The organism is Rhizobium sp. 01N424 (genome assembly GCF_056399485.1).
Window position 1 is genome coordinate 230441 of the sequence record NZ_JBFTRK010000001.1, and the last position, 20430, is coordinate 250870.

Annotated in this window: 18 protein-coding genes; 5 read left to right on the plus strand and 13 right to left on the minus strand. The window is 62.9% G+C overall.

Going from position 1 to position 20430, the window contains the following annotated elements:
• Positions 1-254: 254 nt before the first annotated feature.
• Entirely contained in the window at positions 255-428 is a 174-nt protein-coding gene (locus AC1DNK_RS01235) for a hypothetical protein (RefSeq protein ID WP_477938919.1), read from the minus strand.
• A 58-nt stretch (positions 429-486) separates the two neighbouring features.
• On the opposite strand from AC1DNK_RS01235, the gene AC1DNK_RS01240 reads away from it, so the two are divergent.
• A complete protein-coding gene (locus AC1DNK_RS01240) occupies positions 487-1296 on the plus strand; it encodes a class II glutamine amidotransferase (RefSeq protein ID WP_477938921.1) in 810 nt (269 codons plus the stop codon).
• On the opposite strand, the gene coaBC is transcribed toward AC1DNK_RS01240, so the two are convergent.
• The 3 genes from coaBC to AC1DNK_RS01255 form a co-directional block, all read right to left on the minus strand.
• Positions 1283-2494, minus strand: coding sequence for a bifunctional phosphopantothenoylcysteine decarboxylase/phosphopantothenate--cysteine ligase CoaBC (gene coaBC, locus AC1DNK_RS01245; RefSeq protein WP_477938922.1), 1212 nt, complete (start codon positions 2492-2494; stop codon positions 1283-1285). The two genes, AC1DNK_RS01240 and coaBC, sit on opposite strands and share 14 nt — an antisense overlap.
• Positions 2495-2566: 72 nt before the next feature.
• Positions 2567-3490 (minus strand): DMT family transporter, encoded by a 924-nt coding sequence (locus tag AC1DNK_RS01250; protein ID WP_477938924.1) that lies wholly within the window; start codon positions 3488-3490, stop codon positions 2567-2569.
• Positions 3491-3584: 94 nt separating this feature from the next.
• On the minus strand, positions 3585-4484 hold the full coding sequence (locus AC1DNK_RS01255; protein WP_477939846.1) for a LysR family transcriptional regulator: 900 nt from the start codon (positions 4482-4484) through the stop codon (positions 3585-3587).
• A gap of 121 nt (positions 4485-4605) precedes the next feature.
• On the opposite strand from AC1DNK_RS01255, the gene AC1DNK_RS01260 reads away from it, so the two are divergent.
• Positions 4606-5469: an NmrA family NAD(P)-binding protein gene (locus AC1DNK_RS01260; RefSeq protein ID WP_477938926.1), complete on the plus strand. Its 864-nt coding sequence runs from the start codon at positions 4606-4608 to the stop codon at positions 5467-5469.
• Positions 5470-5522: 53 nt separating this feature from the next.
• Here the strand turns inward: AC1DNK_RS01260 and AC1DNK_RS01265 are convergent, their stop codons facing one another.
• Positions 5523-6287, minus strand: a complete 765-nt coding sequence (locus AC1DNK_RS01265; RefSeq protein ID WP_477938928.1) for an SDR family oxidoreductase — start codon at positions 6285-6287, stop codon at positions 5523-5525.
• Positions 6288-6402: 115 nt separating this feature from the next.
• Here AC1DNK_RS01265 and AC1DNK_RS01270 point away from each other — a divergent pair, with 115 nt between their 5' ends.
• Complete coding sequence (locus tag AC1DNK_RS01270) at positions 6403-7311, plus strand: LysR family transcriptional regulator (protein WP_477938930.1); 909 nt, start codon at positions 6403-6405, stop codon at positions 7309-7311.
• Between the two features lie 10 nt (positions 7312-7321).
• Here the strand turns inward: AC1DNK_RS01270 and AC1DNK_RS01275 are convergent, their stop codons facing one another.
• Complete coding sequence (locus tag AC1DNK_RS01275; RefSeq protein ID WP_477938932.1) at positions 7322-8194, minus strand: LysR family transcriptional regulator; 873 nt, start codon at positions 8192-8194, stop codon at positions 7322-7324.
• A gap of 114 nt (positions 8195-8308) precedes the next feature.
• On the opposite strand from AC1DNK_RS01275, the gene AC1DNK_RS01280 reads away from it, so the two are divergent.
• Complete coding sequence (locus tag AC1DNK_RS01280; RefSeq protein WP_477938934.1) at positions 8309-9547, plus strand: MFS transporter; 1239 nt, start codon at positions 8309-8311, stop codon at positions 9545-9547.
• A gap of 9 nt (positions 9548-9556) precedes the next feature.
• Here the strand turns inward: AC1DNK_RS01280 and AC1DNK_RS01285 are convergent, their stop codons facing one another.
• The 7 genes from AC1DNK_RS01285 to ubiE form a co-directional block, all read right to left on the minus strand.
• Positions 9557-11218, minus strand: coding sequence for a urocanate hydratase (locus AC1DNK_RS01285; RefSeq protein WP_477938936.1), 1662 nt, complete (start codon positions 11216-11218; stop codon positions 9557-9559).
• A gap of 197 nt (positions 11219-11415) precedes the next feature.
• Positions 11416-12513, minus strand: a complete 1098-nt coding sequence (locus tag AC1DNK_RS01290; RefSeq protein WP_477938938.1) for a DUF917 domain-containing protein — start codon at positions 12511-12513, stop codon at positions 11416-11418.
• Positions 12513-13775: a Zn-dependent hydrolase gene (locus AC1DNK_RS01295; protein WP_477938939.1), complete on the minus strand. Its 1263-nt coding sequence runs from the start codon at positions 13773-13775 to the stop codon at positions 12513-12515. The genes AC1DNK_RS01290 and AC1DNK_RS01295 overlap by 1 nt, the downstream gene beginning before the upstream one ends.
• Positions 13772-15154, minus strand: a complete 1383-nt coding sequence (locus tag AC1DNK_RS01300) for a dihydroorotase (protein ID WP_477938941.1) — start codon at positions 15152-15154, stop codon at positions 13772-13774. The genes AC1DNK_RS01295 and AC1DNK_RS01300 overlap by 4 nt, the downstream gene beginning before the upstream one ends.
• A gap of 24 nt (positions 15155-15178) precedes the next feature.
• Positions 15179-16762: an aromatic amino acid lyase gene (locus AC1DNK_RS01305; protein ID WP_477938943.1), complete on the minus strand. Its 1584-nt coding sequence runs from the start codon at positions 16760-16762 to the stop codon at positions 15179-15181.
• 93 nt (positions 16763-16855) lie between these two features.
• On the minus strand, positions 16856-18430 hold the full coding sequence (gene ubiB / locus AC1DNK_RS01310) for a 2-polyprenylphenol 6-hydroxylase (protein WP_477938945.1): 1575 nt from the start codon (positions 18428-18430) through the stop codon (positions 16856-16858).
• 170 nt (positions 18431-18600) lie between these two features.
• Entirely contained in the window at positions 18601-19377 is a 777-nt protein-coding gene (gene ubiE / locus AC1DNK_RS01315; protein WP_477938947.1) for a bifunctional demethylmenaquinone methyltransferase/2-methoxy-6-polyprenyl-1,4-benzoquinol methylase UbiE, read from the minus strand.
• 152 nt (positions 19378-19529) lie between these two features.
• On the opposite strand from ubiE, the gene mutM reads away from it, so the two are divergent.
• Positions 19530-20420, plus strand: coding sequence for a bifunctional DNA-formamidopyrimidine glycosylase/DNA-(apurinic or apyrimidinic site) lyase (gene mutM, locus AC1DNK_RS01320; RefSeq protein WP_112514124.1), 891 nt, complete (start codon positions 19530-19532; stop codon positions 20418-20420).
• Positions 20421-20430: the final 10 nt, after the last annotated feature.

A 20430-nucleotide genomic window follows, 5' to 3' on the forward strand; every position in this document is an offset into this window, starting at 1 on the left:
TTCATGAGTTTGGCCTTGAACTGGCCGGACCGTCAAAGCGATCCTAGGAAGGTAGGCTTTAGAGCGAGGGCTGCCCCGCTTTCGTCACCACTTCCATGCCTGCTACAAAGACCGAAATCTCATTAGACATTGGATCACCTTCCTTTCATTTCGTTGAACACACCTTGAAGGTAGGCCGATTCGCCGTCGATGCAAGAAAAAATCGGCAGTCCGGCCGAAGTGGCGAGAATGGCGTGGGTTTTCCCCGCTACGTCTCAAAGGTGTTTTCCAAGAATAATCAGCGCGATGCCACCACGCTTATTGGTCTCGCCGTTCACGCTGAAATGCTGGCGGCTACGCAATGTGATCGCCGGCCTTGCCAACAATCCGTCACAAACGCTTGCCAGCTCTACAACCCTTAAGTTTTTATTCACCACGTCGCCCGACAATCGGGCCTCGTGTTTTCGGGCATTCCTGCTGCAGAGACGGCGGGCTGGAGCAAAGAGCATGTGTCGTTGGGCAGCCTATCGCGGAGACCCCCTCTATCTGGAGGAGCTGGTGTCGTCGCCCGCCCATTCGCTGATCGAACAGTCGCATTGCGCCACCCGCGCCAAGACCGCCACCAACGGCGATGGTTTCGGCATCGCCTGGTACGGCGACCGCCCGGAACCTGGTCGCTACCGCGATATTCTTCCGGCGTGGGCCGATTGCAATCTGAAGAGCCTGGCGCGCCAGATCCGCTCACCGCTGTTCCTCGCCCATGTGCGCGCCGCGACCGGCGGCGGTACGCGCCGCGACAATTGCCACCCCTTCACCCACGAAAACTGGTCGTTCATGCACAATGGCCAGATTGGCGGCTTCGAGAGGCTGCGCCGGCCGATGGAAGCGATGCTCGATGACGAGCTCTTCCACGCCAGAAGCGGCACGACGGATTCGGAGCTGATGTTTCTGCTCGCCATGCAGTTCGGCCTCCGTCAGGCGCCGGTCGCCGCCATGTCGGAGATGGTGAGCTTCGTCGAAGGACTGGCCGAAAACATTCTCGGTGATGCCCATCTCCGCTTCACCGCCGCCTTTTCCGATGGCGCATCGCTCTACGGCATCCGCTATGCGACGGACCGCAAGGCGCCGACCCTTTATGCATCTCCGATGCGGATGGGTCATTGCCTGGTGTCGGAGCCGCTGAATGACGATGTCGATGCCTGGATGGAAATCCCGGATGGCAGCGCCGTCACCGTCAACGAGGCGGGAATCACGATCGCGCCGTTCCAGCCCGAACGGCGGGTGGAAAGAGCAGCAAGCCTCGCTATCCCTGCCTGAGCCTTTCGGCGATCAGGGCAGCAAGCTTTTCTGCCACATCGTCTTTCGCCATATCGGGCCATTGGTCGATGCCTGCGCGGCTGATGAGCTTCACACTGTTACGCGTCCCGCCCATGATGCCGGTCGCCGGAGAGACGTCATTGGCGACGATCATGTCGGCACCCTTGCGCTCCAGTTTGGTCTTGGCATTGCTCTCGACATCCTGCGTTTCGGCCGCAAAACCGACGACGATCTTCGGCCGCATCGTATGATGGCCGACGGTTTTGAGGATGTCCGGATTCTCGGTCAGCGCCAGTGTCGGGATGGATTCGCCGGGATGCTTCTTGATCTTCTGGTCGGCGGCCGAGGCCACCCGCCAGTCGGCAACGGCAGCCACCATCACGGCGATATCGGCAGGCAGCGCTGCCAGCACGGCGTCGCGCATTTCTTCGGCCCGCTCGACATGGATGGTCTTCACGCCGGCAGGATCTGGGATGGTCACCGGTCCCGAAACCAGCGTCACATCGGCGCCGAGCTTGGCAAGTGCGGCCGCGATCGCATGCCCCTGGCGCCCGGAAGAGCGGTTGGCGATGTAACGGACCGGGTCGATCGGCTCGTGGGTCGGGCCTGACGTGACCACAGCCTTTCGTCCGGCAAGCGGCTTCGGTCCGTCGTCCAGAAGCGCCTCGGCTGCGGCGACGATTTCCAGCGGCTCCGCCATTCGGCCGACACCGGCCTCGCGGCTCTCGGCCATCTCGCCGGCCATCGGCCCGATCATGCGGATGCCGTCGGCAATAAGGGTCGCGACGTTGCGCCGGGTGGCCGGATGCGCCCACATCCTCGGGTTCATCGCAGGCGCGGCAAGCACCGGCTTGTCGGTCGCAAGCAACACGGTCGAGGCAAGATCGTCGGCCAGCCCATTCGCCATCTTCGCCAGCAGATCGGCGGTCGCCGGCGCGATCAGTACCAGATCGCAATCGCGCGCCAGGCGGATATGTCCGACGTCCTGTTCGTCCTGCCGGGAAAAGAGATCGGTGAAGACATGATCGGCAGCAAGCGCGCCGACGGCAAGCGGCGTCACGAATTCCTGCGCGCCTGATGTCATGACCGGGCGCACCGATGCGCCGCGTTCACGCAGCCTGCGGATCAGGTCGAGGCTCTTATAGGCCGCGATGCCACCCGAGATGATAAGCAGGATGCGTTTGCCGCTGAGAGCCATGGCCTTTTACCCGTCGTCCTATTGGTCGAACGACCCTAAGCCTTTGGCGAATAACATGCAATGCGCGGCTGGTTAGTGGGCCTGCCGCTTGCGGGAGGGCGTGAAGATGGCAATCGCCAAGCCAACGCCGGCAAGCTGCAGGATCGAGCCGCCTGCTTCGGCAACCGTCGGCAGCCGCTGCTCGAACAGGAAGCCGAAGATCAGGCCGAACACCGTTTCCGCCACGATCAGCTGGGCAGCAAGCGCCAGCGGCAGCCGCTTGGAGGCGATCATCCAGAGCAGGGTTGCAAGCCAGGCGCCGGCCAGCCCCATGATCAGCGACCAGAGGATGAAGCGCAGAAGTTCCGCTCCGGTGAAGACGATATCAGTCCCGATGGAGGTAAAGGGAATGAGCACCAGGCAGCCGATCCCGGCGCCTATGCCCTGCAAGCCCGTCCATTGCAGGATATCCGGCGCATCGGGCGATTGCATCGCCGCCGTGCTCGCCAGCCCGTAGATCACCCAGAGCGTCAGGCCAATCAGCGCCGATCCGATGCCGAGCCAGATCGCGCTCTGGTCGCCCGAAGGCGTTGCCGCGAAGATCGAGACATTGACCCAGCCGATGCCGGTCGCGATCAGGATCAGCGGCAGCGCCAGCAGCTTCCAGGCAACCGAGCGGTCGCGCAGGTTGGCGATGATGGCGAGCAGTACCGGCATGGTGCCGATAACGAGCGGCGGAATGGCCGCGCCCGCAAGCCGCACCGCATAGGCGACGCTGACGAAATAGCCGACATAGCCGATGCCGCCGAGCAATAGGGCGGTGATCGCCATGCGCGGCCTGATATTCTTCGGCCGGAATCGCGGGCTGACCATCAGCACGATGCTGGCTAGCGCAAACAGTCCATAGCGCGTGACCGTCAGATCCATGGTCGTGAACGGCGCGATGGCGCGCGGCACGACGAAAGTCAGCCCCCACAACGCACAGGTGGCGAGGCCGCAAAGAATACCGAGAAGCATGGGGCACCGGAGACGCGAAGGCCGGAAGATGAAGTGGATTTCAGCATCGTTGATAGGCCTGGCGGCACCCGGAAACAAGTCTCACCAGCGACATCTAGCGGGCGATTTCGGCGCAGAAGTCGATGAAGGCCCGGACCTTGGCCGGCACGTGATGCCGAGACGGGTAGAAGCAGTGCAGCGGAAAGGTTTCGCCCGGCCAATCCGGGTAGAGATCGACCAGTTGTCCGCTATCGAGATAGGGCTTCATGCCGAGCGAAAACACCTGGGCAATGCCGATGCCGGCGAGACATGTGGCAAGCGTCGTCCCGGCATCGTTGACGAGGATCCGCCCGCGCGTGGCGATCGGCACCACTTCCTCGCCGCGCCGCAGTTCCCATTCGAAGGGCTTTCCAGTGAGCGGGTCCTGATACTGGATGCAGGTGTGATCGGCGAGATCGGCCGGCAGCCGGGGGCGTCCATAGCGTTCGAGATAGGCTGGGGCCGCGACCGTGATGACCCGTGTGCGAAATAGCTGCCGGGAAATCAGCGCGCTTCTGGCCGGGATCTCTCCGAAGCGCACCGCCACATCCATGCCATCGGCCACCAGGTCGCCGATCTCGTTGCGGGTGATGATTTCGAGCCGGAGATCAGGATAGCGATCAAGAAAGGTGCCAAGCTCCGGCGCCAGGATCAGCCTGGAGAAATAGGGATCGGCGTTGACGCGAAGGCGCCCGCGCACCGCCTGTGCGGTGCCAGCGGCATAACTGGCCGCTTCTTCGATGCCGCCGAGCAGGGGTACGACCTGTTCGTAGAAGCGCGCGCCGTCATCGGTCAATCTGAGCGACCGCGTCGTCCTGTCGAGGAGCCGGACGCCGATCCGCCCCTCCAGCCGCGATACGGCACGGCTGACCCCCGATGCGGTTAAACCAAGTGCCTCGGCGGCACGCGCAAAACTGCCGCTTTCGACCACCGCCGCCAGCACGCTGACACCATTCAGCAGTCGTCCGTCCAACATCATCTGATCCGTGATTTTCTGTCATGAATAATATGACAAAATCGCAATTCAGTCAAAAATGAATTGCGTGCATCTTCCGCGCATCGCGGCGGCCTGTTGCTGCCGGTAAAGGAGCGTGACGATGTTTGCAGTAACTGGAGTGACGGGTCAGGTCGGCGCGGTGGTGGCCGAGCGATTGCTGGCTGAAGGCCATGCCGTGCGCGCCGTGATGCGCAATGCGGAAAAGGGAAAGGCGTGGCGGGATCGTGGCGCTGAAATCGCGATCGCCGAGATGACGGATGCGGATGCGCTCGCCAAAGCTTTCGAGGGTGCCGAAGGCGTCTTCGTGCTGCTGCCACCTGCCTTCGATCCGGCACCGGGCTTTCCGCAGGCGCGCGCCATCATTGAGGCGGTGAAGGCAGCGGTGATTGCGGCAAGCCCGAAGAAGATCGTTTGCCTCTCCACTGTCGGCGCTCAGGCGCAGCAGGAAAATCTTCTGACCCAGCTCGGTATTGCCGAGCAGGTCTTTTCCGCGCTGCCGGTGCCGGTCGCGTTCCTGCGGGCCGCCTGGTTCATGGAGAATTCCGCCTGGGATATCGCTTCAGCGCAGGAAAGCGGCGTCATGCCGAGCTTCCTTCAGCCGCTCGACAAGCCGGTGCCGATGGTCGCAGTTCGCGATGTCGGCGCGACCGCCGCCGGATTGCTGCAGGAAATCTGGACGGGGCGCCGAGTCGTCGAACTGGAAGGTCCCTGCCGCATCACGCCGTTGCAGATGGCTGAAGCCTTTTCGGCCGCACTCGGCCGACATGTCCATGTTGAGGCGGTTGCAAGGGAAAGCTGGAACGAACTGTTCCTTTCGCAGGGCATGCAGAACCCCGGCCCGCGCATGCGCATGCTCGACGGTTTCAACGAAGGCTGGATCGAGTTCGAAGCCGGCGCGAGCGGTTCGCGAAAGGCGAAGACGGACTTCGAAACGGCGATCCGCACGCTGATCGAAACCCGCTGACGCGAAAGGCCGCGGCGCTCTCGTGCCGCGGCCTTGCTTCGATGTTGAAAGACTTACGTGCGGGTGATCGATGCGCCGCCATCGACCAGCGACGCCGTGCCGCTGACGAAGCTCGAGTCGTCCGAGGCGAGGTAAAGCACCGATTGCGCAATCTCTTCCGGCTTGGCAACGCGCTTCAGCGCGTGCAGGTTGGTGATGAAGCCTTGTTTGTCTTCGGTATCGTTCATCTCGCGATACATGTCAGTGTCTACGCCGCCGGGAAGCACGGCATTGACGCGCACATTTTGCGCACCGAATTCGGCGGCGAGCGTCTGCGTCAGACCGATCAGGCCGGATTTGCTGGCTGCATAGCCGGCAACGCCGGGGAAGGAGAAGCTGTAGCCGACGAATGTCGAGGTGAAGATCACCGAGCCGCCGCCAGTCTTGACCATGGCGCCGATCTGGTGCTTGGCGGCAAGGAACGAGGCGACGAGGTTGATTGTCAGCGCTTCGGTAAAGCCTGCTTCGGAAACCTCGGTGCTCGGGCCCGCTTCGCCGAGGATGCCGGCATTGTTGAAGGCGATGTCGAGCTTGCCGTAATTGCCGACGGCAGCGTCAACGAGTGCCTGGTGGTAATCCTCCGAGCGTACGTCGCCCGCAACTGCGATGGCAGTGCCACCGGCTTCCTTGATTTCGGCAACGAGGCTATCGAGCTCCGCTTGACGGCGGGCGCCGACCACGACCTTGGCGCCTTCGGCGGCAAACAACTTGGCCGTCGAACGGCCGATACCCGAGCTTGCGCCGGTTACGATTGCAACTTTGTTGTTCAGGCGGTTCATAATTCCATCTCCTATTTGCGGGGCGTCGTGCCCCTTCAATGAGTGGAAGATGGCATTTTCTATTTGTTCGGATTAGTCTGCAAATGGTGGAACTCGATTTCGGAAATACCGAACAATGATCAAGATTGAGGGAATTGCGGCTTTCGTCGCCGTGGTCGAGGCCGGTTCGGTCAGCGAAGCGGCACGTAGGCTCCGCCTGTCGAAATCCGTCGTCAGCGAACGCCTTGCGGAACTTGAGAAAACGCTCGGCGGCCTGCTTCTCCATCGCACCACCCGCAAGCTGACGCTGACGGAGGATGGGACAGCCTTTCTGGAGCGCGCGCTGCGCATCGTCCACGAGGTCGAGGAGGCGTCGGCCAGCATGGCGGAGCGCCGGGGCACGCTTGCCGGTCCGCTGCGGATTGCCGCCCCCGTCACCTTCGGGCGCATGCATCTCGGGCCAGCTCTCTATCCGTTTCTCGCCGAACATCCGGAAATCGCCCTGACGCTCGCTATCGACGATCGCCGCGTCGATGCGGCATCGGAGGGCTACGACGCCATCATTCGCAACGGCCCGATCGCCGACTCGCGTCTTGTCGCCTGGAAGCTCGCTCCGAGCCGCCGCATGCTGGTCGCCTCGCCGGACTATCTTGCCAAGGCGGGCATCCCGCGCACTCTGGCCAGTCTTCAGGAGCACCGGGGACTTTTCTACACCAATCGCGGTGTTGCCGACTGGCGCTTCCAGACCGCAGAGGGTGTCGCCGTGGTGCGCGCCCAACTGGCGATGGGCATGAACAATGGCGACATGCTGCGCGATGCGGCGATCGCAGGCCTCGGAATTGCGCTTCTGCCGGCCTTCATCGCCGGACCGGCCATTAGCGAGGGTGCGCTTGCCGAGATCGACGTTGGCAGCACGCCAGAACCGGAATTCATCTACATGGCCCATCCCGAAGGCCGCAATCCCTCGGCCAAGCTGCGCGCCATTGCCGATCATCTGAAGAAGGTTTTCGGCGATCCGCCCTATTGGGATCGGCCCGCATCCTGAGGTTGGGGATTTACAGCAGGCTCATCAGGTTTTCCGTGACCGGCGAGCGCTGGGTCTTGAGAACTGCAAGCGCCAGCCGGGCAACGGCGGGCGGTCCCTCGATCGGCCGGTACGCGACGCCGTCGAGCCTGATCTGCGCTATCGATTCCGGAACGATGGACACGCCGAGTTCCGCGGCCACCAGATTGACGACCGAGGAGATTTGCGGCGCTTCCTGTGCCACTTCAAGTTCAAATCCGGCCTTCCGGCAAGCGAGTACAACATCGTCGAACAGGCTGAGCCCCACAAGCCGCGGAAAGAGGATGAACGGCTCGTTGGCGAGCAGCGAGAGCGGCAGCGCCGCGCGCTTTGCCAGCGGATGACTTGCCGGAAGTGCGATAACCATCGGTTCGTCGGCGAGCCGCTTCAGCCGGACACCGGGCGGATCATCCAGGCTCGGGCGCATGAAAGTCGCGTCCAGCTCGCCGCGGTGCAGTTTCTCCATCAGCGCCAGCGTGTTCATCTCGGTCAATGACAGCCGTACCTCCGGCCACTGTGCCTGAAAGCGCCGGATCGTCGCGCTGACCACGGTGTTGAATGCCGAGGACGCGGTAAAGCCGAGCGCCAGCCGCCCAGTCTCGCCGCGGTTGGCCCGCTGTGCTGCAAGCTTGGCTTTCTCGGCGGCGGCGAGCGATGCCTTCGCCTCGACGAGAAAGGCTTCACCGGCTGCCGTCAGTTCCGCCCCGTGCGGCACGCGGTGGAAAAGTGCGGCACCGACTTCCGCTTCCAGATCGCGGATCTGCTGGCTGAGCGGAGGCTGGCCGATGCCGAGCTTGGCTGCGGCGCGGGTGAAATTGCGCTCCTCGGCAACGGCCAGGAAATAACGGATATGCCGGAGCTCCATCTGCACTATCTCCAAAAGCTATCGAGAATGGTTGTTCCATATATTGGACAAATTGCGCCCTGCTGGCTAGATCAAAGGCGAAAGGTGCCTGACATGCCAAAGACAGCAGCAAGAATGAGCGACATTTCTCCGGCCGAGATGCAGGCGGCGGCGCCTGCAAGGCAATACCTGACCCGCGGCACCACGCCCTACCGGCGGGCGAGCCTTGCCTTGTTCCTATCGGGTTTCTCGACCTTTTCGCTGCTTTACTGCGTCCAGCCGCTCCTCCCGGTCTTCGCCTCCGAGTTCGCCGTCAGCCCGGCTGAGAGCTCTCTGGCGCTGTCACTTTCGACGGGATTTCTGGCAATCGCCATCGTCTGCGCCGCCGCCGCTTCCGAAGGTCTCGGCCGCCGCAGCCTGATGTCTATTTCGCTCGTTGGTGCCGCGTTCCTGACGATCGCCGCCGCCTTCGCGCCGAACTGGCATATGCTGCTGGTGCTGCGCGCGCTGCTCGGCTTCGTCCTCGGCGGCGTGCCCGCTGTGGCAATGGCCTATCTCGCCGAAGAGATCGATCCGAAGGGGCTCGGCGCCACCATGGGCCTCTATGTCGGAGGAACCGCCTTCGGCGGCATGTCCGGCCGGGTGCTGACGGGAATTTTTGCCGAATATCTGAGTTGGCGCCCGGCGATGGCGCTGATGGGTGCGATCGGGCTGGCCGCAGCGATCGGTTTTATCCTGCTGCTCCCTGCGTCGCGCAATTTCATCCGCCGCCCGGGTTTCGATCCGCGTTTTCATCTGCGGGCGTGGATCGGCCACCTCCGCAATCCGGCACTTCCCTTCGTCTTCGCCATCGCCTTCCTGGCGATGGGCTCCTTCGTGACGATCTACAATTACGCGGGCTTCCGGCTCGTCGCGCCGCCCTATGAACTCACACAAACAGAACTCGGCCTGATCTTCACCGTCTACATGTTCGGCATCGGTGCCTCATCGATCGGCGGCATCCTCGGCGATCGTTTCGGCCATTTCGCCGTGCTGCTCACCGGCCTTGCCGTCACCGCAGCCGGAAGCGCGCTGACACTCTCGGCCTCGTTGCCTGTCATCATCCTCGGTATCATCGTGCTGACCAGCGGCTTCTTCATGAGCCACTCGATCGCTAGCGGCCTCGTCGGCAAGCTGGCAAAGGGCACCAAGGGCCACGCGTCGTCGCTCTACATGCTCGCCTACTACGTCGGCTCCAGCGTCATGGGCTCGGCAGGCGGCTGGGTCTTCTCGGCAGAAGGATGGTCCGCGGTCGTCTTCTTCACGCTCGCCATGCTCGCCTGCGCTTTCGCCGCTGCCTATGCGGCAAGGCGGCTTTCGAGCTTCCAGGGTTAGGGCGAAACCTCAACCAAGCCGGATATAGGGCACGTCCTTCTTGGCAACCTCGTCAAGCGCATCGTCGTAGCCTGCATCCGCATAGCGCATCACGCCTAGCGCCGTATCGTTGGTCAGCGCGTGGTCGAGGCGCTCGTCGGCATCATCCGTGCCGTCGGCAACCACGGTGACGCCGCAGCTCGTCATGTAGCCGGCATAGCCGCCGCCGCCGGAATGGACGACGACGAGGTCGGCCATCGACGAGCAGAGCATCATGGCGTCGATCAGCGGCCAGTCGGCAATGGCGTCGGAGCCATCCTTCATCCGCTCGGTCATGATGTTCGGGTGCGCCATGGCGCCCGCATCCAGGTGATCGCGGGAGAAGGCGACAGGCCCCTTCAATTCGCCACTGGCGACCAGCTGGTTGACCCGCCGCGCCAGCGCCGTGCGCTCGCCATGGCCGAGCCAGGCGATGCGGGCGGGAAGGCCTTCGAAGGGCACATGTTCGCGCGCCAGCCGGATCCAGTTGGTGATGATCTTGTTGTCGGGAAACATCTCGAGCAGCAGATCGTCGATGCGCGCGATATCGCTCTCCTCGCCTGACAAAGCCATCCAGCGGAAGGGGCCGATGGCGCGGGCAAACAGCGGCCGCAGGTAGGCCTCTGTGAAGATCGGGATGTCGAAGGCGTTCTGGACACCGCCTTCCCTGGCCTGCGTGCGGATCAGGTTGCCGTTGTCGAAAACCTCGGAACCCTTCTTCTGGAATTCGAGCATGGCCGTGACGTGCTGGACGATCGAGGCGCGGCTGGCCGCCATCAGTTGCCCCTGACCGTCGTCGCGCAATTCCTTCACCTGCGCGATGCTCATGCCCTTCGGAACGTAGCCGTAGACGAGGTCATGCGCCGAGGTCTGGTCGGTCACGACGTCGGGGACGATGCCGCGCTGGGCAATCTCCGGGTAGACTTCGGCAGCATTGCCGACGAGGCCGACGGACAGCGCGCGCTTTTCCTTGACGGCCTCATCGATCATCTGGAGAGCCGTATCGAGGTCAGGCGCGATTTCCTGCAGATAGCCGATCTCCTGGCGCTTCTTCGCCCTCTCGGCATCGATATCGACGCAGAGGATCGCGGCACCCGCCATGCGTCCGGCGAGCGGCTGCGCGCCACCCATCCCGCCAAGGCCCGCCGTCAGCACGAAGCGGCCGGAGAGGTCTCCGCCGAAACGGCGCTCGGCGATGCGCATGAAGATCTCGTAGGTGCCCTGGATGACGCCTTGGCTGCCGATATATTGCCAGGCGCCGGCCGTCAGCCCGCCCCAGCAGATCAGGCCCTTGCGCTGCAGCTCGTAGAACACCTCGGCCTTCGCCCATTGCCCGACGATGTTGCAGTTGGCCATGATCACCAGTGGCGCCTTGGCGTGTGTCTTCACCAGGCCGATCGGCTTGCCGGACTGGATCAGCAGTGTCTGGTCCTCGTCCATCTCGGTCAGTGCCTTGACGATACCCTTGTGGGCCGCCCAGTTGCGCGCCGCCTTGCCGAGGGCCGCGTAGACGATCAGATTTTCCGGGTCTTCGCCGACCGACAGCACGTTTTCGAGGAGCCGCAGCAAAGCCTCCTGCCGCCAGCCCTTGGCGCGCAGCTCCGGCCCGCCGGGGATCGGAAATTTCGGGTGGCGTGGGTTGGCTTTAGGCATGACAGTGTTCCTCGCAAAGGTGTTTCCCGCTTCTCCCCAGCGGGGAGAAGATGCCCGTCAGGGCAGATGAGGGGGTGAGCGACGATAGAAGCGAACGGCCGGAGCGGTAAGCGACGGACGAGTCTGCCGCAGTCCCCCCCTCATCCGGCCCTTCGGGCCACCTTCTCCCCGCTGGGGAGAAGGGGAACTCGTTTATTTCAAGCTTTCGATGCCAGCGCGTAGCGCGCGATCTCGATGCCCATCGCCTTTTCGACGGAGGGATAGACCGTCGGGTCGAGAACGCTGGCCGAAAGCGGAATGATCTCCATCGGCACATGCAGGATGAAGATATGCATGCCTGCCTGCAGCTGGCCGACAGACAGCGGCTCGCCGTCGGGAGAGAGCGTGGTGATGACGGACGGGAAGGTCGCGACGCGCGTACCACCAGCGTCGTCCACGGCCATATATTCGTTCATCACATGCATCGTCACTGCATTGTCGCCGGAGCCGACGACGATCGTGCCGATATCGAAAGCTTCCTTGGTATAGACCACGTCCTTCTTGGTGATGATGCCTTCGGTGAGAATGCTGCCGCCTGTTGTCTTGCAGATCGCGTCGATCACCGCCGATCCGCCCTTCCTCTCGGCAGCGATGATCGCTTCGCCAAGCGCCAGCGCCATCGAGATGCCGCCGAGTGCGGCATTCTTGCGCACATAGGAGGCCCGCAGCGGGTTGCGGCAGGAGGCGATGAAGCCGCCGGATTGATCGGATGCGGCGCGCAGGATCGGCGAGATCTTCGCCGTCGCACCCTTCACCACCAGTTCGATATAGCAATTCTCTGCACGATTGCCGCCGACCGCCGTCTGGATCATCTGCTCCGGCGAACCGGCCATGCCGATCGAGCCCATATCGCCGGTCGGATGCGCGCGGATATCGCCAACGGCGTCGACAACCTTGGTGCCGAGAATGGCCGAGGGCAGCCAGCCGTTCAGCGTCGAGGACTTGCCGTTCTGGCCGATGATCAGGCCTGACAGCTTCTCGCCAAGCTCTTCCTGCAGCAGCTGCACGGCCTTGACATAGTCGATCCCCTGCATCTCCCAGGGCGTGGTCGAGGCGGGCGCACCGATGGCTGCAGCTGTCGCGATCCAGTCGTCGTCTTTGAGCTCGTCGATGGAAACAAGCTCCGGCTTGCCGACATTGACCGCGGCATAGCCGAGCATCCGGCCGTGATCGGCCCAGCCGCCACCGCCTGCCGCATAGACGGAGCCGCCCTTGACCGCAGCTTCTACGTCCTTCTCAACGAGTATGCGTCCCATCAGGCCTTCTCCTCATTCAAGCTCTTGTCCATGTCGCGCACCGCCTCAAACAGCACGGCGGCGCCGAGCGCGATGTCATCATTCTCCGCCCACTCGTCGGCGCAATGGCTGCGGCCTTCCTTGCAGGGCACGAAGATCATCGCGGCGGGTGCGACCTTGGCAACCCAGGCCGTATCGTGACCGGCACCCGACGCCATGCGGCGATGCTTGGCGCCGACGGTGTCGCAGGCCTGCTCCAGAATTTTCAGCAGCCGCGGATCGCCGGGCGTCGGATAATTGTCGGAAACGCGGTTCGGCGATTTGATGGTTACGCCTTGGGCGATCGCCAGCTTGATCACATGGGCATCCAGCCACTCGCAGAAAGCTTCCATGTCGCCGCGAATTTCAGCGCGCCCGTCGATCAGCAGCACGACTTTCGACGGCACCACATTGGCGGCATTCGGTTCGATCCGGAATTCGCCGACCGTTGCCGCAAAATGTCCCGGCGTCTTCGCTCGCTGGGCTGCGGCCTCGCGAATGTCGAGCACCAGCTGCGAGGCGGCGACCAGCGCATCGGCACGGCCATCCATCGGCGTCGTCCCGGCATGATCCGCACGTCCTTCGACGGTGATTTCGATCCGGGTGATCCCGGCGATCGCCGTGACGATACCGACGTCTTTCTTCTCGTTCTCGAGGATCGGGCCCTGCTCGATATGCAGCTCAAGGAAACCCTTCAGGTCGGGCCTGCTCTGCGCCAAGAGCGTCGCGGGATTACCACCGACTTCGGTGATGCCGTCGGCAAGCGTGCGGTCGCCATTGGTGCGCGACAGCCATGCTTCCGGGATCTGCCCGGTCATGCCGCGGCTGCCGATGCAGGAAACGCCGAAGATGCTGACTTCCTCCGCCAGGAAGTCGATGATTTCCAGGTCGTGATCCAGCTGGACATTCTGATCCGCCAGCGATCGCGCCACTTCCAGCGCGGTGATTGTACCGGCAATGCCGTCGAAGCGCCCGCCGTCAGGCACGGTATCGGAATGCGAGCCGACCATGATCGTCCCGAGGCCCGGCTTCGTTCCCGCGCGGCGGCCGATCAGGTTGCCCGCAGCGTCCATCCGCGTCTCAAGCCCGGCGGCCTTCATCCGCGCCTCGATATAGGCACGGCCCTCAAGGAAAAGCGGCGAGAAGGCGCGGCGCGTCCAGGGGTGATCCGGTTCAGTGATCTTTGCCAGCGCATCGATGTCTTCGGCGATGCGTCCGGCGTTGACGGGCAGGTTGCGGCTCATGCGGATTCTCCAGAAAGGACGTGGCGGGGCAGCGGGCGGACAAACTTGCCGTTGCCCGGCTCGGAAAGCACCTTGGCGCCATCGGTTATCTTTTCGCCGCGCAGATAGGCGGCCGAAACGCTCCAGGGCAGGCGGATGCCGTGATAGGGGCTCCAGCCGACGATATTGTTGCCACTCGCGGCTGCGTCGTAAACGGTCTCGCGTGGCTCGAGCACGACGATATCGGCGTCTCTGCCCGGTGTCAGCGCACCCTTGATGTGGTCAAGGCGGAAATGCTTCGCAGGGTTCTCAGCCATCAACTTTGCCGCCCAGGTGAGCGATATGCCGCGCTCCAGCGCGCCCTTCACGAATAGCGGTACCATCACTTCCAGGCCGGGAACGCCGGAAGAATTCGCCAGCATATCCGGATTGGTCTTGCGGTTTTCCGACCAGCTGACGTGATCGGTCGAAACCAGCCAGACATTGCCCTCAGCGACCTTGCGCCACAGCGTCTCGACTTCGGCGCGCGGGCGGATCGGCGGGTTGATCTTCGCCTTGCCGCCGAGCCGCTTCACGTCATTTTCCTCGTCCAGCGTCAGGTAGTGGATGCAGCATTCGACCGTCGCCTCGAAGCCGTCGCGGCGGTAGGCGCGGGCAATGTCGTAGCCCCGGCCGAGCGAGCAATGCACGACATGCGACGGGCAGCCGGTGTTGGCGCCGGTCTCGAAGATCGTGTGCATCGCCAGCAACTCGGTGATCGGCGGACGGGAGAGGCCATGGGCACGCCAGTCTGTGATGCCGCTCGCCTTGACCTTTTCCATATAGGTGCGGACGGCCTCGTCATCCTCGTTATGGACGCCGGCCGTCAGGCCGGTCGGGGCGATGGCCGCGAAGCATTCGTCAAGCAGGGCAGGGGGAATGCGCGGGAAGCGCTTGGCATCCGTGCCGAAGGTGGAGAACTTGAAGGCCGCAACACCGGCATCCACCATCTCGCGGATGCGCTTCGCGCCTTCTTCGGGATCGACGGTACCATAGAGCGCGAAATCCACGCGTGCCTGCGGGCCGGCATGGTCCACCTTTTTCTTTACCGCTTCGGCTGAGCAGACCAGATTGCCCTCGTCATAGGGCATGTCGACGATCGTGGTGACGCCGCCTGCGGCAGCCGAGCGGGTCGACCAGATGAAGTCTTCCTGATTCTTCTGCGACAGCGAATGTGTCTGCGCATCGATCGCGCCGGGCAGGATCAGAGCCTTGCCGAGCAGATGCCTTTCCCGGGCGGCAGGCGGGACGCCCTGGCCGACTTCGGCTATCTTGCCGTCGCGGACGGCGACATAGCCCTGCTCCAGAATGCGTTCCGGCAGAACGACCGTACCCTGTAGAACGAGATCGAAATCAGCCATGCCGCTTTCCTCTATGCTTGAATTTCAGAGAACCGTGGGCTCGGTGGCGAGCCGTTCTTCGATGCGCTCCAGCGAACCGAGCGCGAAGAAATCGTCGAAGGAGGCGATCGGCATCTCGGCGATCAGTTTCGAAACGAAGGCGTCGGATCCCAGGTCCTCTTCGATCGCTTCGACCTCGGCCGAAAGCGGCCGGTCCACCGTATAGAATTCGGCGTGGCTGCGAACGACGTCATAGATCATCCCCGCCACACCCTTCGGTTTGTCGCCAAGGATGTCGGCCGCCTGCGCAGACAACAGGGCCTCCAATGCCGCCAGGCGCCGGAGCGCGCGCGTCTGGCGCTCGAAACGCTCGATCACCAGCGGCAGGAAGGCGGCTTCGTCTTCCAGGCCGGCGGCGACCACGAGAGATTGCGCCGACACAGGGTTGGACATCGACAGAACGCGCGAGAAGATTTCACCTGCGAGCTTGATGATCGGGCCGAAGCCTGTAGCGATCTTGCCGGGAGGAACGAGATTGACAGGCAGATCGCGGCGCTGGCCATTGCCGAGGATGACGCAACGGTTGAAGGCGTTGCGCGCCGCATGCGCCATGCAGAGCGCTGCGGATTCGAGCAGGATCGTCACGTCCAGCGGCAGCGAACCGCCCGATGTCATCACCCGGCCCTCGACGACGACTGGATTGTCATCGGAACGGCCCGTTGCAGCCAGAATTTTGTGCCCGGTGGAGAGAAGGTTCTCGATCACCGCGCCGAAGACCTGTGCGATCATGCGCAGGCTGAGCGGGTCCTGAACATGCGTGGCGACCGGCCAGTCCCAAGGGTCCGAGGCGTTGCAAAGCCATGATCCGATTAGCGCCTCGCGGGCCGTGCCCACATGGCGGACGGCCTTCCAGGGATCGCGTGAGGCGCCAAGCGCGCCGGCTGCCATCATGCCGGTCGCAAGAAGGACGCGGATCGAAGCGGCAGCATTCCGGGTCGCCTCGCCAGCGGCGGCAAAGCTCACAGCATTGACGCTAAGCGAGGCCAGGCTGTCACGCGGCGCCATCCTGACGGGCTCCAGCCCTGCCGCCTGGAAGGCTTCTGCCGCCTGCATGCGCTTGCCGCGATAGACGGCCTCGCCGACGCCTGTCAGCACCGCGCCGATCTGGCCCATCAGGCCGATATCGGCACAACCGATCGAGCCTGTCCGCCGCACCAGCGGAATAAGATCGGCGTCGAGAAGCCGCATATAGGCTTCGATCAGCTCCGCCGTGCAGCCGACCTGGCCCGTCAGCGCCGTATTGATGCGGATCGCCATCGCATTGCGCACGACGGCGCAGGAAAAGGGAGTGCCGGTGCCGAAATGGTGAGCGCGCACCAGCCCGAGATTGAAGGCTTCGAGCTCGTCATTCGACCACTCGACGTCCTTCATGGCGCCGACGCCTGTCGTCGAGCCATAGACCGGCACGCCGGAATTGATGGCCTCTTCGACGATCAAGCGGGCGTGCTGGATTCGTGCCATGCCTGCTGCCGAAGCAGAAAGCGCCACTTTGCCCGATCCGATCCTCACCATCTCCGCAAAGCCGAGAGGTTGGCCGGACAATTCTATGCCGGGGCGTTCATGCTTCATCTGCTGGTCTCCTTAAGGGCGAGACTAAGCGAGTGCGTCACACCATGGGATATCCCAAATGCCGAACACAGCATGCATTTGCTTTGCCTGAAGTCAGTTCAACGTCCAGGCAATATAGAGAAGCGTCAAGGCAATTATCCAGAGAGCAATCCGGGCCGAGCGATTGTGCCGTGCCTCGGACTTGCCGATCGCCTCGGTGGTCTGCTCGTCGAAGCGCAATCCATGCTCGCTCATATGCAGCAGCTGGTGATGGAATTTCTCCGTCTGCGCGGCGATCTCGGGCACGGCTTCGGCAAGCTTCACCGCCGCTTTCAACCCGTCCTTCAGATCGGTAACGATGCGCTTCGGGCCGAGGTTGTTGCGGATCCATTCGCCGACGACAGGCTCGGACGCCTTCCACATGTTGAAGCGCGGATTGAGCATGCGCGACACGCCTTCGACCACGACCATGGTCTTCTGCAGCATGACGAGTTCGGGCCGCGTCTGCATGTCGAAGAGCTCGGTAACTTCGAAGAGCAGCGTCAGAAGCTTGCCCATCGAGATCGTCTCGGCCGGCTGGCCGTGGATCGGTTCGCCGATCGCCCGGATCGCCTGCGCAAAGCTCTCGACATTGTGGTGGCCGGGAACGTAACCGGCCTCGAAATGCACCTCGGCGACACGAATATAGTCGCGGGTGATGAAGCCGTAGAGGATCTCGGCCAGGAAGCGCCGTTCCTTCTTCCCGAGCCGTCCGACGATCCCCATGTCGACAGCGACGATCATGCCCTGTGCGTCGACGAAGAGATTGCCCGGATGCATGTCGGCATGGAAAAAGCCGTCGCGCAGCGTATGGCGCAGGAAGGACTGGATCAGCGTGTCGGCGAGCGCGTTCAGATCATGTCCGGCGGCCAGCAGCCCCTCGACATCGGACATCTTCACGCCGTCGATCCACTCCATGGTGATGACGTCGCGGCCGGTGCGCTCCCAGTCGACCTTGGGAACGCGGAAGCCCGGATCCTTTTCGGTATTCTCGGCAATCTCGGAAAGGGCTGCCGCCTCGAGGCGCAGATCCATCTCCACCTTGGTGGTCTGCTCCAGCGTCTTGGTCACTTCCACCGGCTGCAGACGCCGGCTGGAGGGCATGAAGCGCTCCTGCAGGTGAGCGACGAGATACATCGCCTCGATATCATGGCCGAAACGCTGCCGCACGCCGGGCCGGACAACCTTGACAGCCACCTTCTTGCGGCCATCGGTACCATCGACTTCTGCCGGATGAACCTGGGCGATCGACGCTGCGGCGATCGGATCGCCGAAGCTTGCGTAGAGCTCTTCGATCGGACGCCCGAGCGAGCCTTCGATATTGGCCTTGGCCGCCGCAATCGGGAAGAAGGTCATCCGGTCCTGCAGCTGCGACAGATCATTGGCGAAATCGACGCCGACGACATCGGGCCGCGTTGCCAGGAACTGTCCGATCTTCACATAGGACGGGCCGAGTCGCTCGACGGCCTGCGCCAGACGGTCGCTGCGCTTCTGGCGCTTGGCCTTGCTGCGCTCGAAGATCGTCACAGCTGATTTGGCGAGCGCCACCACGGGCGGAAGCCCTTCGGACGGCAGGGCCGATACGACACCCTCGCGCACCAGCACCCAGCCGACGCGCCAAAGCCGGAAATATGCGCCGAAAGCACTCATGCGGCTGCCCTAATTCCTGTGCCCGTCACAGGAATCCAGCCACGGCGCGTCTGCGCCGTGAATAAAGCAGCAATCTCATGAGAGTCTCCCGCGCCCAAGGATTTGGGCGCACTGGATTCTTGTGACAAGCACAGGAATGAGGAAGGAACCGTATCTATTCCCATTTTCCCTCAGAGCTTCCAGCCAGAATGCAGGGCTGCGATACCGCCCGTATAGTTGGTGTAGCTGACGCGCGAAAAGCCAACGCCCCGGATCATCGCGGCAAAGTTCTCCTGGTTCGGGAACTTGCGGATCGATTCCACCAGATACTGGTAGGGCTCGGCGTCGCCGGTGATCGCCTTGCCGAACTTCGGGATCGCATTGAACGACCAGGCATCATAGACCTTGTCCAGCAGCGGCAGATCGACTTCGGAGAATTCAAGAACGAGCAGACGTCCGCCGCGCTTCAGCACGCGATAGGCTTCCGACAGCGCCACGTCGATGCGCGGCACGTTGCGGATGCCGAAGGCGATCGTATAGGCATCGAAGCTGTTGGCCTCGAAGGGCAGGTCTTCGGCATTGGCCTCGACGAAGGTGAGATTGTCGGAGAGCTTCTTCTTCTCGGCCCGCTCGGCGCCGACGCCGAGCATCGAGCCGTTGATGTCGAGCACCGTCGCATGCGCCAGCCGGTTGGAAGCTTCGATGATCCGGAAGGCGATGTCGCCGGTTCCGCCGGCAACGTCGAGCACCTTGTAACCCGGCTCCTTGCGCGGGTTCAGCGATGCGATCATCGCGTCCTTCCAGACGCGGTGCATGCCGGCAGACATGACGTCGTTCATGATGTCGTAGCGCTTGGCGACCTTGTGGAAGACCTCGTTGACGAGGCCCTGCTTCTCGCCGTTCGACACTTCACGGAAACCGTAGGACGTTTCCATGCCGCCATCGGCGGAAGTGCGGCTGTCTGACATCGGAAAACTCCGTTACTCGAAATCGGTGCGGCGACCATAGCGAAACGATGCTTTGGACGCTATCTGTAGGCGCGGATCGCAAGCCGCGGCCTTCTGGCGCTATAGCGCACATCGCCAGCGGTTGAAATACGTTTAGCTACAGATGGGTAACGATGCCGGAATTGCCAGAAGTCGAAACCGTCAGACGCGGTCTGACCCCCGCGATGGAGGGCACGCGCATCGAGCGGCTGGAGCTTCGCCGCGGCAATTTGCGCTTCCCCTTTCCGGAGAAATTCGAGGCCGATGTCACCGGCCGCACGATCATCGGTCTCGGGCGCCGCGCCAAATATCTGCTCATCGATCTCGATAGCGGCAAGACCATCATTTCGCATCTCGGCATGTCTGGCTCCTTCCGGATCGAGGAGGGCGCTCAGGAAGCCGTACCAGGCGACTTCCATCACGAGCGCTCGAAAGACGAGAAGCATGACCACGCCATCTTCCATCTGGAGAGCAGCAAGGGACCAAGGCGCGTCATCTATAATGATCCGCGCCGTTTCGGCTTCATGGATATTGCCGAGCGTTCGGAACTGCAGACCAATCCGTTCCTTTTCGGCCTCGGGCCGGAGCCGACGGGAAATGAGCTCAGTGCCGCCTATCTCGCCGAACGTTTCGCGGGCAAGGCGCAGCCGCTGAAGAGCGCGCTTCTCGATCAGAAGAACATCGCCGGTCTCGGCAATATCTATGTATGCGAAGCGCTATGGCGCTCGCATATCCTGCCGACACAAGCCGCCAAGACCCTGGTCACCAAGACGGGGAAACCAAAAGAATCGCTGGAGCTGCTCGTCTCCTCGATCCGCGATGTGATCGCCGATGCAATCAAGGCCGGCGGCTCGTCTCTGCGCGACCATATCCAGACGGATGGTTCGCTGGGATATTTCCAGCATTCCTTCTCTGTCTATGATCGCGAAGGCGATCCTTGCCGCACGCCCGGCTGCGGCGGTACGGTTTCGCGTATCGTCCAGGCGGGCCGCTCCACCTTCTATTGCCCCGTCTGCCAGAAATAGGGAGAACCGC